The following is a 15,490-nucleotide window of genomic DNA, read 5'->3' as shown; positions in this document are numbered from 1 at the left end:
AAATTCAAATTAACTTTTGGTTGGACGGGCGTCGCTCTTTTAGGCATGCTCTGGTTTGCCACCAGGATTTCGCAGGTTTATCGATCAACTGAATCGTAACTCAGACCATCGCCAAACTTGAACAGCGCGTAACCATCAGGCTCCCGCCCGCCCGGTACATCCGACTTGTTTTCCACCACGGCCTGTTGGGATACCGGAATCGTAAACGGCAGTTTGCCCGTCGGCTTATAGGAACCGCTAACGATATCGAGTAAAGCATTCGAAGTGGTACCAAAAGTGGCGAGGACGGTTTTTGCCTGACCACTTTCAAGCTCATCCAGCACCCAGGGGCTCGAAAAATTGATGGCGACAATGGTCGGCTTGCTTTTAAGCAGGTCATTGACATGCCCCACATCAATTTTATTCTTCGACAAGCTCAGGTCGATGGGCTTTCCCGCGGAAGCAAATAAACCGCCCGCACTGGGAATCAGCCATACCAACACCACATCCGCTTCTTCTTTGCTCGACACAAACTCCAGGGCGTTCGCAAACCCGGTTGGTTTGTTGACGGTAATCGGATTGCCTCCCCGACCGTTATCGTAATAGGTTTCGAAATACACTTTCGTTTTGGGCCGTACGGGCAGCAGCTTCGCCGAATTACGCAACAACACAATGGACTTCCGCTGGGCTAAATCGGCCTTTTGCTGAAACCCGGCATTCCCAACCAGTTGTTGCGCTTTCTGCGCATCCACATACGGGTTTTCAAACAGCCCTAATTGAAATTTTTCGTTCAACAAACGCCCGACCGACTCATTGATGCGCGCTTCCGTGACCAGGCCCTGCTGAACCGTTTCCAGTAAAACCGTCGGATCAGCGGTTCCGGAAAAAAGATCCACGCCAGCAGCCAGCGCTTTCTGATAGCGTTGAGGAAGTGTCAGGTTTTCGACGCCCCAGGGCATCATTTCAATCGGTCCCGTATCGGAGTTGATAATGCCTTTGAAGCCTAATTTCTTCCGGAGCAAATCCTGAATAATCGCTTTGTTGTAGGAAAAACCGACCTCTTCAAATTCTTTTCCTTTCGGACTGGAGTAGTAGGGCATGATGGCGGAGGTCCCGGCCTGAATGGCCGCCTTGAAGGGCTTCAGGTGATACTCGAACATGCCGCCGGGATAATGCGCAAATTTTCCCCAGTCGAAGTGGGAATCCAAGCCGTTCTCCTGAGGGCCACCGCCGGGAAAATGCTTGGTCGTCATAGCCACCGAACCGGGGCCAAGTTGCGTGCCCTGGAAGCCCAGTACGATTTCGCGAATCATACCGGAAGCCAGATCGGCATCTTCCCCGAACGTACCTTCGATCCGTTGCCAGCGGGGTTCGGTCGCCAGGTCGGCCATGTACATATAGCCCTTGCGCAACCCAACGGCCGTCCACTCCTGGCGGGCAATGTCGGCAAATTCACGGGTGAGTTTCAAATCGTGCATGGCGGCCAGCCCCAATTCACCGGGCCATTTGGAAAACGCCGTCGTTCCCACACTTAACCCAACGGCGGCATCGATGGTGATGTGGTTTCGGGGATTGGAAGCAACGATGGCGGGTATCCCCAGACGGGACGATTCGCAAAGTTCCTGGAGCTTGTTGGCCCATTCGGCAATGGTCTGAGCGGGTGGATTGGCTCGTAAAATAAAGTGGCGCAAGTGAAACCGGGTCACGGCTTTGGTGGTACCAGCCGCAGACATGATCGGCACCGAAAGTGGTTTTCGGGTGAAAATATTATTGGGCTGAACCAAATCCTCTTCGTTGAAATCACTGGTAATTTCAGCCGGTCTCCGTCCGGCTTGAGGAGCATTCTGCTGAAAGGCATTATCGCCACTCATCCGGGTCGTGCTGATGAGCATGAAGCCCACTTTTTCCTCCAGGGTCATCTGATCGACCAGGTCTTTCACCCGCGTTTCAACGGGCAGTCGCCAGTCTTCGTAGCGATCGAGTTTACCGTTTTTATTAAGATCTTTAAAGGTCAACCCCTTTTGCGTCAAAATCTTGACCGAGCGGGAGGCAAGGGCCGGTTGCTGCGGTTTTTGAGCTGCGACCGTGGCCATGATCAACAACGCTCCGGTTAGAAAACCACTCGTTCTCAACCGGTATTTTGCCAAATGAGTCATCATCGTAAAAAGTTAAGTTGGTTCAGAAAGCTGACGCAGAGCCGATTATACTGAATCCATCGTTTGCTTTACTACCGGGCGGATGCGGCAGCCTGGTCGTAAAGCCAATACTAACGGTCGTGGGCTGTTCCTGCTCGAATCAACGCCGGTTCAATAAACCGCTCAGTGCCTGAACCAGCGGTTTGGCGTGTTCTGCTTTGTGAATCAGGACGTGCTGAATGACGACCTGTTTGAACGCGCTGCCGTCGGCATTAATGATGGGCATCGCCAACAAATCGGGTTCCTGGCGTAAATCGAGCGAAATCGGAATAAAGGCAATTCCCCTTCCCAGTCGAACCATGCTTTTCAGGAGGTCGAACGAGGGGACGTATTGCACGATGTTGTTTTGTCGGACAAATCCCGCCTGCCGACAGGCCTCCTCGAGCTGGCCAAAATAGAGCCCCGCATCCGGGCCGTGGTCGATCCACCGTTCGGTTTGTAACTGCGAAAGTCTGACGGCCGTTTGGGTCGCCAGTGCATGGTTTTTATCCAGCAAAACCGCGTAATCGGCTTCGGCATAGGGCGTGGCAATCAAACCTTTCCGCTCCAGGGGAAGCACCGTCATGCCCAGATCAATCCGGTCGTTCGCCACCGAATCCTGTACCAGAACCGGGTTGGGTTGCTCCACAAGCCGAACATCGATGGTTGGGAAATGGGTCGTAAAAAGCTCGAGCATCCCCATGATCCGCTCCGGAAGGATCAACTTGAAGACGCCCAGGGTAACGGCCAGTTGATTGGCTCCGACCTGTCGCACATTTCGGACGGCGTTTTCACTGAGCTGTAATATCCGTTTGGCTTCGGCCAGAAAGTAACTTCCGGCTTCGGTCAACGCCACTTTATGGTGGCGGTTTCGCTGGCTGGTCACAAATAACTCGACCCCCAACTCGCCTTCCAATAATTTAATCTGCTGACTCAGCGCCGGTTGCGATACAAAAAGGGTTTTAGCCGCCCGGCCAAAATGCAACGCATCCGCCACCCCCACAAAATATTTTAACTGGCGTAATTCCATATCGTCTGCGAATCGACCCTGGATTTGTAATCAGTTGTGATAAGAAAAACTTATTAAAAGGTAAGAAAGTATGATTAGACATTGCCGTGATTTTTCTGTCTTTTTGTATGAAAGTTTAGCGCAGGCTTTAGGGAAGACCATTCTTACAGAAAAATGAACCCAATCGGCAGACGGGATTTTTTAGCTCAACTAGCGCTGGCCACCGCAGCGGTTTCTGTTTCTCACGCTGCTTTTTCCTCCGGAAACCGATCGGATGAATTCATTGAAACGGAAACCGCCTATGGCCGCGTCCGTGGGATTCGGAAAGAAGGAGTCAATGTGTTTAAAGGCATTCCGTATGCCGGACGTACCTCCGGTGATCGCCGGTTTCGCCGGGCTGCGCCACTCGATCCCTGGACCGGGGTTCGGGATGCGTTGCAGGTGGGCCCACCGGCCATTCAGTCACCCCGTCGCAACGAGCCTGCTCCTTCGGAAGACTGTCTCTTTCTGAACGTCTGGACCCCGGCCAACGACAATCGCAAGCGTCCGGTGATGTTCTACAGCCACGGGGGCGGTTTTGTGATTGGCTCGGGAGCGTCGGCCAGTCAGGATGGCTCCAATCTGGCCCGGAATTTTGATGTAGTCGTCGTCGAAACCAACCACCGGCTGGGGCTGCTGGGTTTTCTGTATCTGGACGAACTGGGCGGGTCGGATTATGCCGGGTCGGGGAACATGGGCATGCTCGACATAACGGCGGGCCTGAAATGGGTGCACGACAACATTGCCCGGTTTGGGGGCGATCCCGACAACGTCATGATCTGGGGCGAATCGGGCGGGGGAGCCAAAACCTCCTGCCTCTATGCGATGCCCGAAGCGGCTCCGTATTTCAACAAGGCTTCCATCGAAAGTGGTCCGGGGGTTCGGATGACGCCCAAAGACGTAGCGGCCGAAACGACGGCGATGCTGCTGAAAGAACTCAACATTGCGCCCAAAGACTGGCGGAAACTCCTGGATGTGCCAGCGGCTGATTTACTCGCGATGCAAGGTAAGTTGCCCTTTGTGCCACCCTTTCAGGAGAAAAACCGCAACCAGGGCATGATGCGTCGCAATTACGGCGGTTTTGGCCCCGTGGTCGATGGCGTGGTGTTGCCTCATCACCCGTTTGATCCAACTGCCCCGGCCATTTCGCGCAACAAACCGCTGCTGGTGGGTTGGAATGAGGATGAATACACGTTCTTTGCCTGGGAGCGCAAAGACACCGAGTTTGCCAAACTGGATTTCGACAGCCTGCCGAAAAAACTCGAACCGCAGTATGGTGACGATGCCGGAAAAATTGTCGATACCTACCGCAAAGCCAACCCCAATGCCTCCGCTTCGGATCTTTACGTGGCGGTTTCGTCCATTACCATGATGGGCCTGGGGTCGGTCGATATTGCCGAGAAAAAAGTGAAGCAGGGCGGAGCACCGGTGTATCTGTATAATTTCGGCTATAAGTCGGAGAAGAAAATACCGGGTACGGACTATGCGATGGGAACGCCCCACGCGATGGATATTTCGTTCAAATTCAACAATGAACTTCCGCCCCGCGACGGTTCCGAGCCGAAGGAAAGCTTCTTTGGCGGCAACCGACCCGAACGGTTTACGGCTTCCCGGCACTTCGCCGAATTGTGGACGACCTTTGCCCGAACCGGCAAACCGGCGGCAAAAGAGGTTCCGGCCTGGCCAGCCTATAACCTGAAAACCCGCCCAACCATGCGGATCGATGCCCAATGCGAGGTCATCAACAACCGGTTTAGTGAAGAACTGGCCCTCTGGCGATCCGTTGGAAAGCTGTAGGGAAAGGCAGAATTTCGCTCAACTCAACCCGTCACTACCATCTCTATTTATAATTTATTCAAAACCGGGTTGCGCGGTATTGTAACCGCAAAGAAGCAACTGGCCCGGGTTTTCGGGCTATTCTACCGCCCAATGGCCACTTTCCGCAGAATCGAGTCGATGATCTGTAGGGTCGTCACGCCATCCGCTTCGGCTTCGTAATTGAGCAGAATCCGGTGGTTGAACACGTCAGGCGCGACTTCCTTGATGTCTTCGGGCAACACGTAATCGCGCTGGTCGAAGTAGGCGAGGGCTTTGGCGGCCCGGTTGAGGTTGATGCTGGCGCGGGGCGAAACGCCGTACTGAATGTACCGGGCTTCGTCGCGGAGGTTGTAGTCGAGCGGTCGGCGGGTGGCAAAAACCAGCTCGATGATGTAGCGTTCGAGGGTTTCTGAAATGGTAATTTTATTGATTTCGTTCTTGATCGCGAAAATGTCTTCCTTGTCCAGCACCGGCTGCACTTCGTAATCGAAATTCAGGTTCGACATCCGGCGCATGACCTCCAGTTCTTCGTCTTTCGACAGATAGCCCACAAAAACCTTCATCATAAACCGGTCAATCTGGGCTTCGGGCAGGGGATAGGTTCCTTCCTGTTCCACCGGGTTTTGCGTCGCCAATACCAGAAAAGGCTTATCGAGAATAAACGTTTCTTCACCAATCGTCACCTGTTTTTCCTGCATGGCTTCGAGCAGGGCGGATTGCACTTTGGCGGGCGAGCGGTTGACTTCATCGGCCAGAATCAGGTTCGCAAAAACCGGTCCCTGCTTCACTTCGAACTCGCCGGATTTCTGGTTAAAAATCATCGTACCGACCAAATCGGCCGGGAGCAGATCGGGCGTAAACTGGATTCGCTGGAAATCGAGCTGCAAAGCCTTGGCCAGCGTGTTGATCGTCAGCGTTTTGGCCAAACCGGGAACGCCTTCCAGTAAAATGTGTCCGCCCGTAAACAGGCCGATCAGCAGCCGGTTGAGCAGGGCCTGCTGCCCCACAACGACCTTGCTCATTTCGTCGAATACCTGACGGATTTTGGTATGATAGGTGATGTCTGCTGATGTCATGTAAATGAATATCGAATATCGAACACTGAATATTGAATAAAGAACGCCAGCAGAATTACTTCGCTATTCGTTATTTAATATTCAGTATTCGATATTATTTAACCGCCTTAACAAATCGCTCTTTGCCATGAATATCCTTGAAAATCTGCACATTCCGATAGCCGCGTTCTTCAAAAACCTGCTGGGTTTGTGGACCAAACCGCTCGTTGATTTCGACGTAGCAGGCGCCCTCCGTATTCAGGTGTTGCTGCCCGAAATCGGCAACGGCTTTGTAGAACAGCAACGGATCCTGGTCTTCTACAAATAACGCCAGATGAGGCTCATATCGTAAAACATTCGTTTCCATCTGTTCCGCTTCCGACAAGGTTACGTACGGCGGATTGCTGACCACGCACTCAAACCGGCGGTTTTCTTCACCAACCTTAAGAATGTCACGTTGTTCAAATTCCACGTCTGCCAAAAGCGTTCGGGCGTTTAACTGCGCCACTTCCAAGGCTTCCGGCGACAAATCCCAGGCCACTACCGATGCTTGTGGCAGAAACCGCGCCAGGGTGACGGCAATGCAGCCGCTGCCGGTTCCAATGTCGATCAGGTTCAGTTGCCCGGTGGTTTCGGCATAGTCCCGGACGATGAGCCGGATCAGTTCTTCGGTTTCGGGACGGGGAATCAGCACCGCCGGCGACACCTGAAACTCCAGACCGCAAAACTCCGTTGTGCCAATGAGGTGCTGAACGGGTTCGTGGCTGTTGAGCCGCCGGATGAGTTCGGCCCAGTCGGGTTGAGGAGGGTTCGTGGGAATGGGTTTACCAGCCACTACGTCGGTTCGGCGAAGCAACAGGAAATGTTCCAGCAACAAAAACACGATGGCGCGGGCTTCTTCCGGGCGGTAACCGACCAGTTGCCCCACCAGCGAATCAAATAACGACTTGGCTGTAATCATGCGGACGTAAAATTTGCGTAAATCTAAACCTTCGCGAAACAGATTTCACGGATTTTACTGATTTCTTTACGTTAGAGTTTACAACTGATCCTGAAAACCGTTGATCGACGACTCCTTATTCATGTCCCGCGCCCTGGAACTGGCCAAACTGGGCCGGGGGCGCGTCAGCCCAAACCCGATGGTGGGCTGCGTAATTGTCCACAATCAGCGCATCATTGGCGAAGGCTGGCACCGGCAGTATGGCGGCCCACACGCCGAAGTGAACGCCGTGCGCTCGGTGAGCGATGAATCGCTGTTGCCCGAATCGACGGTTTACGTCACCCTGGAACCGTGTTCGCATTTTGGAAAAACGCCCCCCTGCGCCGATTTGCTGATTGCCAAAGGTGTAAAAAAGGTGATCGTTTGCAACGACGACCCGAATCCGCTGGTGGCCGGGAAAGGTTTAGCCAAACTACAAGCGGCCGGTATTGAAGTAGAAACCGGTTTGCTGGCCGAACAGGGCCGCGAGTTAAACCGGCGGTTTTTTACCTTTATCGAGCAACAACGACCGTACCTGATTCTGAAATGGGCCGAAACCGCCGACGGTTTTATGGCTCCCGCCGATTTTCGCCCCATTCCGATCAGTAGCCCGCTGTCGCGGCAGTTGGTTCACAAATGGCGAACCGAGGAAGATGCGATCATGGTGGGCACCAACACCGCCCGGCACGACAATCCGCAGTTGAACGTCCGGCTTTGGAGCGGTCGAAATCCCGTTCGCATCGTGATCGACAAACAATTGCAATTACCCACTTCCCTGCACCTTTTCGACGGTTCGCAACCGACGCTGGTGTATACGGTTGTTGCGAAAAAAAATGCTTCTGAGTTTCCGGCGGATGCCCCTAAATCCCCTAAAGGGGACTTTAAGCATCCGGATGCAGGTGCGTCCAAGTCCCCTTTAGGGGATTTAGGGGCTTTAACAAAATACATCCAGCTAAACCCCGAAACTCCTTTTCTTCCCCAACTCGTTGCCGATTTATACCGGCAGAAAATTCAGTCGGTGATTGTGGAAGGCGGGGCGGCTTTGCTGGAAAGCTTTCTGAATCTGGGGCTTTGGGATGAGGTGCGGGTTTTTAAAAGTCTGAAAGTCATGGGCGAAGGGCTGGCGGTTCCCGTGGTTCGGGGAAGGCTGGTCGCTACCGGGCGGATCGGTGACGACTCGCTGATGACGTACCGGCCTTCCTGAACCGAATTACCGATCGACCACCGCGACCGCAACCATGTTGAAAATTTCCCGCACCGTACTGCCGAGTTGCAAAACGTGGATCGGTTTTTTCAGCCCCATCAGCACCGGGCCGATTTTTTCAATCTGCGCAATTTCTTTCAACAGGTTATACGCGATATTTGACGATGACAGATTGGGGAAAATCAGCGTGTTGGCGCCCGATTTTGCCAGGGGCGAGAATGGATAGGTTTCCTTCAACAAGTTCAGATTGAAAGGCAAATGAGCCTGCATTTCACCGTCGACGATCAAATCCGGGCGTTTGGCGTGAAGAATTTTGACGGCTTTCTGCATTTTCAGAGCGTCTTCGCCACCGGCACTGCCAAACGTCGAATAAGACAGAAACGCGATGCGGGGTTCCACATTCAAACGTTTCACTTCATTGGCCGTAATTTCGGCAATTTCCACCAACTCCTCGGCGGTCGGGCTGATGTTGACCGTGGTGTCGGCCAGGAAAATCGGGCCGAAGCGGCTCATCAAAATATACATCCCCAGAATCTTGTTGATGCCGTCCTGTGGTCCAATCACCTGCAAGGCCGGTCGCAGCGTTTGGGGGTAATTGCGCGTCAAGCCGGAAATCAATACATCGGCAGCACCAACTTCCACCATAACGGCCCCGTAATAATTGCGGTGCAGCATCAATCCCTTCGCGTCGACAAAGGTCAGTCCTTTCCGCTTCCGTTTTTCATACAACACTTCCGCGTACTCGAGTACGGTTTTTTCCTGCTTCCGGGAGCGGGGATCCAGGATGGTAACCCGTTCGATCGCCAGTTTATTTTCCCGGATGATTCGGTTGATTTTCGTCGCATTTCCCAGCAGAATTGGCACGGCGATTTTCTGTTCAAGCACTTCCTGAACCGCCCGGAGTACAGTCAGATTTTCGCCGTCGGTGAAAACCACCCGTTTCGGCGACCGTTTCGCCTGGTTGATCAGGCCCCGAATCAGCGAATTGTCCAGCCCGATGCGGTGCGATAACTGCGAATTGTATTCTTCCCAATCGGTAATGAATCTGCCCGCAACCCCGGATTCCATCGCGGCTTTGGCAACGGCGGGCGCTACGGTGGTCAGTAAACGCGGGTCTGTCGGTTTAGGTAGAATATATTGCCTTCCAAATGACAGATTCTGTTGTCCGTAGGTCATGTTGACAATTTCCGGTACGGTTTTTTTCGCCAGATCGGCCAGCGCCCGAACAGCCGCCAGTTTCATGGCTTCGTTGATGGCCGTGGCCCGAACATCCAGCGCACCCCGAAAAATATAGGGGAACCCCAGCACATTATTGACTTGATTGGGATAGTCGGACCGCCCCGTGGCCATGATGATGTCGGGCCGGACGGCAACCGCTTCTTCGTAGGAAATTTCGGGCGTGGGATTCGCCATGGCAAACACGATGCAATCTTTCGCCATGGATTTAATCATATCCTGACTGACCACTTTCCCGATCGACAGCCCCAGAAACACATCCGCTCCCTGCATGGCGTCGGCCAGCGTCCAGCCATCGGGGAGTTGATCCCGGACGTACTTGTATTGATTCGGAACCAGATTCGTGCGGGCGGGGTGCAGCAATCCGTCCTTATCAAAAACTGTAATATGTTCTTTTTTAACGCCCAGCGCGACATATAAATCCAGACAGGCAATGGCAGCCGCGCCCGCTCCGTTGACGGCCAGCTTGATCTCACTGATTTCTTTGCCAGAAATAGCCAGGGCGTTCAGCAAAGCCGCTGCGCTGGTGATGGCGGTGCCGTGCTGGTCGTCGTGCATGACCGGAATCGTCAGTTCTTTCCGGAGCCGTTCTTCAATTTCGAAGCAGGCCGGAGCCGCAATGTCCTCCAGATTGACCCCGCCGAAGGTGGGTTCCAGAATCTTGACGGTTCGTACAAATTCATCGATGTTGGTGGTATTCAGTTCAATATCGAAGGCGTCGATGTCGGCATAGATTTTAAACAGCAGGCATTTTCCTTCCATCACCGGTTTGGACGCGCCGGGGCCAATGTCGCCCAGACCCAACACCGCCGTGCCGTTGGTGATCACCGCCACCAGATTTCCTTTGGTCGTGTAATCGTAAATTTTCTCGGGAAAGCTGGCAATTTCCAGACACGGTTCCGCCACGCCGGGGGAATAAGCCAGCGACAGATCCCGTTGATTTAGCGTTTCTTTGGTCGGAACAACTTCAATTTTCCCCGGACGTCCTTTGGCGTGGTAGTGCAACGCATCTTCCCGTAATTTTTGCGAACTCATGGAATCGTAGTTTGCTGATGACGATTTTCAGAACAGCCCACTGCTGCCTAAAACCGCCCCTAAACATACGGACTCGTTGCTACAAAGTCTACATTTTCGGTGATTCGTTTGCCGTCCTGCACCAGCGTGTTCATATACAGTTGAATCCGTTTTTTCGCCACGTCCAGGTCCAGATTGTTGAGGTTGATGTTCAGCAGGTCGATGAACCAGGGCGGTTTTACTTCGCTCAGCGTGTAGACATTCGCAATCTCCAGCGCAATGGGCAAGGTCGTCGTTTTCGAGGATTCGTACACATCCTTACTGGCCGCTTTCAACAGCTTTTCGTATTCTTCGGCTACCAGTTTTTGGTACAGTTCCATCGAAAAAACCGCCCCGGCCCGGGTTCCGGTTTCAGGATCATCGTCTGTCAATACCGCCCCTTTGTGAATCCATTCCCACAGAATACTCAGCCGGATTTCCCCCGTTGCCATGTCTTCCATCAGGTACAGAATATCGTCGTTGCCGAAAAAATCCGCCGGTTTCAGGGCTGCTGCCTGCATGCCCTGCCCGAACGCATTGCCGTATTGCAACGCCACACTCACCAGATTCCGCGCGCCCCGAATGTCGGTCGGTGCGGGTTCGATCAGAATTAAGCCATCGGCATCGGCTTGCGTGTACGTCAGCCGGGGAAATTCGCGTCCCAACTGATTGGCTTCGCCGACTTTTTCCCAAACCGGTCGGACGATGTGTACCATTTTCCAGTGCGCCACCCATTTTCCGCTGGCTCCTTCGCGCTGTTCGCGACCGGCACCGGCCACGGCTTTTTCCATGCTGGCTGCGACTCCGGCTTCGGAACCGACCGGAATGTTGGGTTCCATACCGCCCTGCCACAAAGCGAAATTGCCGTGCAGGTCCGGTGTGTTGACGGCCCGGCGCACCCGGTCTTCGTAATTCCGCATGTACCCATACGTCATCGTGATGGCTTCGATGTTGGGATTAATGAACGTTTTATCCCACGCCATCGCATCTGAAACGCTGTTGATGTAATCCCAGCGACCGGTATTGTAGCCTACGAAATGCTTGCCCAAAGCCGCCCGGATTTCCATCAACTGGTGCGTCGCTTCGAGTTGTTCGACTAGCACATACACTTTAATCGTTCCGACAGGGAGTCCAATCTGACTCTCCAGTGCGTTGAGCAGGTCGTTCCAGACGGCGGCTTCTCCGGCAGTCTGGATTTTGGGCAGATACAGCACGATGGACGAACCGGCTTTTTGCAAAGCCTGATAATTGTTGACGACGTAGAGTGTCGCATCGACAATCGAAGCGGCCAAAGCGACGCCGTCGGCATCGCGGATGTGCCGGTCGTCGAGGTGAAGACCCCGCGCGCGAAAGATTTTGGTGGTAAAATTGAGTTGTTTTTCCCAATCGGTGATCATTTCCCGACCCAAAAACGATTTCGACCAGCGGTTCATTTCCTGAGCGACCTGTTCGGCAACTTTCAGGAAAACCGGGTCTTTGTGAATGGCGAGTTTGAGGTTGCGCTGGTTGTCGAGCGACATGGTGGTAATTTGGCCCAACGCATCTTCTCCGTCGAACATCCAGCCGTCGGCACCGGAAAGCAGCGCGTAGGCGACATTCCGAATGCTGTTTTCGACGGGCGCGTTGGGTTTGGCGGCTGGCCCGGTTCCCTGAATCCACTGGCGTTGCAGATCGGCCGGAATAACCGAACCTTCGAATTGGCCGTCGCGGGCGTCCTTCACCTTGATTTTTGTGCCGGGAATCAAACTTTCCGGGTCGAGGAAGGTAATCCGGTTTTTCTGTTGCTGCCGATCAGCGCGCCGTTTCAGCCGGTCGGCCATGGCAGTTTTGATGCGTTGGTTGAAGGGAGCGAGGGCCGAAAGGGCCGCGAGGGCTTCTTCGGTATAGACGTCTGTATAGATTTCCTGCAGGTTGTCGCGAATGATAAGGGTCATGTTCGGGGTTTAGTTGCTTAAAATAACGTGAAATGCATGGACTATAAATCAGTCAGATTATCGGGTTTAGTTTTTATTATAGCCCGCGGTTTTAACCGTGGGTTTAGAAAAAATGCAATATATAATTGGAACCGTTTTAACGGTTTTGAGATCTTCAAACCGTTAAAACGGTTTCATTTACACCGGTTTCTTCTCACAAACCCACAGTTAAAACTGTGGGCTGGATTTCTGGACTGCCCAATTTATAGTTCAAATTAATCCAAAATAAATACCGTCATCGTAATCGGTCCGTGGGCGCCCATCACCAGCGCCTGCTCGATGTCCGCCGTTTTGGAAGGCCCGCCGATAAACGCACCAAAACCGTAGTCGCCCGGCCCGATTTGCGCATAGGCTTCGTGCAGGGTCGGAACGATGGTTTCGGCCCGGACGACCACCGCCAGATGCTGACAGATGTACGGAATGATGCGTTGTCCCATCCGTTGTTCCGGGAGCCAGACCGCCCCGTTTTCGGCAACGGCCAGTTGGGCTTCAATCACGGCCAGTTCGACGTCGTTGAAGGTGCGCGGGTCGGCGGTTTTGGAGAGAACTTCAAACGGTTCGCCCAGCTCCGGCAGGGTGGTAACCAGCCGCTTCGTAGAATCGAAGTTCTCCCGAAGCCGGGTGTTCACGGTGGCCAGATCGTCAACGACAAAGACGCTACCGCCGATGCTGGTAAAAACCGCCTGATAGGTTGCAATGATGTCCGGTCGGTTGCCCTTCAAAAAAGACAGATCGGGCAACGGACTGGCGGGGGGCTGGTTTTTCAAAACCGCAGCCAGTATACTTTCTCGGGTGTTCATGCCGGTTTTCAGGTTCAGGATGGAAAGGGTATTTTAAACTTTTTCGGAACCGTTGTCGCCCTGGTTCTTGGCGTACCATTCCCCGAACGACTCCTTCGGCCCGTCTGGCATTTCCCGCTGTTTGTACCACGGATTAAACTTGTTGTTCACGGCAAACGGGATGTTGTTCAACACCCACCGACCGGCCCGCCCGATGGTGGTATACGAACCGGGTGAGGATAAGGTCCAGGCCATTGCTTTCATACCCAAAACCTTGGTATTGGCCGCATAGCCTTCCTGAACGATTACCTGCCGCCACTGGTAGAGCTGATCGTGAATATTGATTTTTACCGGGCAGACATTGGAACACGAACCGCAGAGCGTCGATGCAAACGGCAGATCCGCGTGCCTTTTCATGTCCAGATTCGGGGCCAGAATCGCCCCAATCGGGCCGGAAATGGTGTTGTGGTAGCTCAAACCACCACTTTTTCGATACACCGGGCAAGTGTTCATGCACGCGCCACATTTGATGCATTTCAATGAATCCCGGAAATCCGGCCGACCCAACTGACGGCTTCGGCCGAGATCGACCAGAACCAGATGCATCTCCTGACCCGCACGCGGTTTTTTAAAATGGCTGGAATAAATCGTGATGGGCTGACCGGTAGCACTCCGGGCCAGCAACCGTAAAAAAACACCGAGGTGTTCCTTTTTGGGAATGATCTTTTCAATGCCCATCGACGCAATCTGAATGTCCGACAAATGGGCGCCCATATCGGCATTTCCCTCGTTCGTACAGACGACGTATTCGCCGGTTTCGGCCACGGCGAAATTAACGCCGGTCAGGGCGGCCCGGCGGCTGATGAAGGCATCGCGGAGGTGCCAGCGGGCAAACCGGGTTAAGGTGGTCGGGTCCGAAACGCCTTTTTCGGTGCCCAGGTGTTCGTGAAAAATCTCGCCGATTTCTTCTTTTCGTTTGTGAATACAGGGCAGCACAATGTGGCTCGGCGGTTCGTTGTCCAGTTGCTGAATGTATTCGCCCAGATCCGAGTTGATGACGTCGATGCCGCGTTCGATCAGGTATTCGTTCAGGTGGCATTCTTCCGTGAGCATGGATTTGCTCTTGATCATCTGCGTGATTTCCTTCGCTTTCAGGATGGAATACACAATCCGGTTGTGTTCTTCCGCATCAGCCGCCCAGTGAACCGTTACGCCATTTTTGGTGAGGTTGGCTTCAAACTCCAGCAGATAATCGTGCAGGTTGGACAGCACGTTGCTTTTGATTCGGGAAGCGGTTTCGCGCAATTGTTCCCATTCGGGGATATTTTTGGCGGCTATGTCCCGTTTTTGCCGAATCCACCAGAGCGCACCGTCGTGCCAGTTCACGTGTTCTTCGTCCTGGTTAAACGCTTCGGCCAGGGCGGCATGATCTTTCGTTGCTTTTTCCATCACACGGTGGCGTTTAGAATTTCGGCAATGTGTACGGCTTTGATGGCGCTTTTATTCCGGTGCAGGATGCCTTCCAGGTGCATCAGGCAGGAAAGATCCACGGAGGTAATGTATTCGGCGCCATTTTTAACGTGATCGGTCACGCGGTCTTTGCCCATTTTGACGGAAACAGCTTCTTCGGCCACGCAGAAGGTGCCGCCAAAACCGCAGCATTCGTCCGGGCGATCCAGATCAACTAGTTCCAGGCCGTCCACCATGTTCAGCAACTGCACTGGTTTGGAAAAGGGCGACGCGTTGAGTTCGCTCATCTGGGCCAGATACAGCCCCCGCAGCCCGTGGCAACTCTGGTGAATGCCAACTTTGTGGGGAAACCGGGCCGCCAGATTTTCCACTTTCAGTACATCGGTCAGAAACTCCACCAGTTCGTAGACTCTGGATCGGGTCCGTTCCGCCAGAGCCGGATTCGTCGGCGCATGGAGGTGTTGCTTGACGTGTAACACGCAACTGGCCGAGGGCGCCACGATGTAATCGAAGTCGGAAAAATTTTCCAGAAAAAGACGGTTGCAGTCCTGCGTGAGGTGTTCGAAGCCGGAATTGGCCATCGGTTGTCCGCAGCAGGTTTGCCGGGGCGGATACACCACCTCGACCCCCAGTTTTTGCAGCAGTTGCAGGGTTGCAATCGCGGCCTGGGGATAAAACTGGTTGACGTAGCAGGGAATAAAAAGTCCGACAGTCATGGGGTA

General features: G+C 53.6%; 11 protein-coding genes. 2 read left to right on the top strand and 9 right to left on the bottom strand.

Annotated features, from left to right (window positions below):
• Positions 1-77: 77 nt before the first annotated feature.
• Together ACO064_RS08840 and ACO064_RS08835 are read right to left on the bottom strand one after the other, a co-directional pair.
• Positions 78-2,072, bottom strand: coding sequence for a glycoside hydrolase family 3 N-terminal domain-containing protein (locus tag ACO064_RS08840; RefSeq protein ID WP_421831001.1), 1,995 nt, complete (start codon positions 2,070-2,072; stop codon positions 78-80).
• A 202-nt stretch (positions 2,073-2,274) separates the two neighbouring features.
• Entirely contained in the window at positions 2,275-3,183 is a 909-nt protein-coding gene (locus ACO064_RS08835; protein ID WP_421827020.1) for a LysR family transcriptional regulator, read from the bottom strand.
• A 153-nt stretch (positions 3,184-3,336) separates the two neighbouring features.
• On the opposite strand from ACO064_RS08835, the gene ACO064_RS08830 reads away from it, so the two are divergent.
• Positions 3,337-4,998 carry a carboxylesterase/lipase family protein gene (locus ACO064_RS08830; RefSeq protein WP_421827019.1) on the top strand — a complete coding sequence of 554 codons (1,662 nt, stop codon included), beginning with the start codon at positions 3,337-3,339 and terminating at the stop codon, positions 4,996-4,998.
• 122 nt (positions 4,999-5,120) lie between these two features.
• Here the strand turns inward: ACO064_RS08830 and ACO064_RS08825 are convergent, their stop codons facing one another.
• Both ACO064_RS08825 and prmC read right to left on the bottom strand, forming a co-directional pair.
• Positions 5,121-6,095, bottom strand: a complete 975-nt coding sequence (locus tag ACO064_RS08825) for an AAA family ATPase (protein ID WP_114408135.1) — start codon at positions 6,093-6,095, stop codon at positions 5,121-5,123.
• Between the two features lie 94 nt (positions 6,096-6,189).
• A complete protein-coding gene (gene prmC / locus ACO064_RS08820; protein ID WP_421827018.1) occupies positions 6,190-7,035 on the bottom strand; it encodes a peptide chain release factor N(5)-glutamine methyltransferase in 846 nt (281 codons plus the stop codon).
• A gap of 121 nt (positions 7,036-7,156) precedes the next feature.
• On the opposite strand from prmC, the gene ribD reads away from it, so the two are divergent.
• Positions 7,157-8,257, top strand: coding sequence for a bifunctional diaminohydroxyphosphoribosylaminopyrimidine deaminase/5-amino-6-(5-phosphoribosylamino)uracil reductase RibD (gene ribD / locus ACO064_RS08815; protein WP_421827017.1), 1,101 nt, complete (start codon positions 7,157-7,159; stop codon positions 8,255-8,257).
• Positions 8,258-8,263: 6 nt separating this feature from the next.
• Here ribD and ACO064_RS08810 read toward each other — a convergent pair whose 3' ends face one another.
• The 5 genes from ACO064_RS08810 to ACO064_RS08790 all read right to left on the bottom strand — a co-directional run bounded on the left by ACO064_RS08810 (position 8,264) and on the right by ACO064_RS08790 (position 15,484).
• Positions 8,264-10,528: an NADP-dependent malic enzyme gene (locus ACO064_RS08810; RefSeq protein ID WP_421827016.1), complete on the bottom strand. Its 2,265-nt coding sequence runs from the start codon at positions 10,526-10,528 to the stop codon at positions 8,264-8,266.
• Between the two features lie 59 nt (positions 10,529-10,587).
• The gene (locus tag ACO064_RS08805; protein WP_421827015.1) at positions 10,588-12,480 is read right to left on the bottom strand and encodes a malate synthase; all 1,893 of its coding nucleotides are present in this window, start codon (positions 12,478-12,480) and stop codon (positions 10,588-10,590) included.
• A 254-nt stretch (positions 12,481-12,734) separates the two neighbouring features.
• Positions 12,735-13,319 carry a LutC/YkgG family protein gene (locus ACO064_RS08800; RefSeq protein WP_421827014.1) on the bottom strand — a complete coding sequence of 195 codons (585 nt, stop codon included), beginning with the start codon at positions 13,317-13,319 and terminating at the stop codon, positions 12,735-12,737.
• Between the two features lie 33 nt (positions 13,320-13,352).
• The gene (locus ACO064_RS08795; protein ID WP_421827013.1) at positions 13,353-14,747 is read right to left on the bottom strand and encodes a lactate utilization protein B; all 1,395 of its coding nucleotides are present in this window, start codon (positions 14,745-14,747) and stop codon (positions 13,353-13,355) included.
• Positions 14,747-15,484, bottom strand: a complete 738-nt coding sequence (locus ACO064_RS08790) for a (Fe-S)-binding protein (protein WP_421827012.1) — start codon at positions 15,482-15,484, stop codon at positions 14,747-14,749. The genes ACO064_RS08795 and ACO064_RS08790 overlap by 1 nt, the downstream gene beginning before the upstream one ends.
• Positions 15,485-15,490: the final 6 nt, after the last annotated feature.

It is taken from the genome of Larkinella sp. (assembly GCF_965227735.1).
In the GTDB taxonomy this organism is placed as follows: Bacteria; Bacteroidota; Bacteroidia; order Cytophagales; family Spirosomataceae; genus Larkinella.
Note: the sequence above shows the minus strand (reverse complement) of the source record. Positions and strands in the feature narration are given on the sequence as shown.

Coding starts and splice junctions, on each gene's coding strand:
- ACO064_RS08840 (WP_421831001.1), bottom strand. CDS start 2,072: ATGGCCACGGTCGCAGCTCAAAAACCGCAGCAACCGGCCCTTGCCTCC.
- ACO064_RS08835 (WP_421827020.1), bottom strand. CDS start 3,183: ATGGAATTACGCCAGTTAAAATATTTTGTGGGGGTGGCGGATGCGTTG.
- ACO064_RS08830 (WP_421827019.1), top strand. CDS start 3,337: ATGAACCCAATCGGCAGACGGGATTTTTTAGCTCAACTAGCGCTGGCC.
- ACO064_RS08825 (WP_114408135.1), bottom strand. CDS start 6,095: ATGACATCAGCAGACATCACCTATCATACCAAAATCCGTCAGGTATTC.
- prmC (WP_421827018.1), bottom strand. CDS start 7,035: ATGATTACAGCCAAGTCGTTATTTGATTCGCTGGTGGGGCAACTGGTC.
- ribD (WP_421827017.1), top strand. CDS start 7,157: ATGTCCCGCGCCCTGGAACTGGCCAAACTGGGCCGGGGGCGCGTCAGC.
- ACO064_RS08810 (WP_421827016.1), bottom strand. CDS start 10,528: ATGAGTTCGCAAAAATTACGGGAAGATGCGTTGCACTACCACGCCAAA.
- ACO064_RS08805 (WP_421827015.1), bottom strand. CDS start 12,480: ATGACCCTTATCATTCGCGACAACCTGCAGGAAATCTATACAGACGTC.
- ACO064_RS08800 (WP_421827014.1), bottom strand. CDS start 13,319: ATGAACACCCGAGAAAGTATACTGGCTGCGGTTTTGAAAAACCAGCCC.
- ACO064_RS08795 (WP_421827013.1), bottom strand. CDS start 14,747: ATGGAAAAAGCAACGAAAGATCATGCCGCCCTGGCCGAAGCGTTTAAC.
- ACO064_RS08790 (WP_421827012.1), bottom strand. CDS start 15,484: ATGACTGTCGGACTTTTTATTCCCTGCTACGTCAACCAGTTTTATCCC.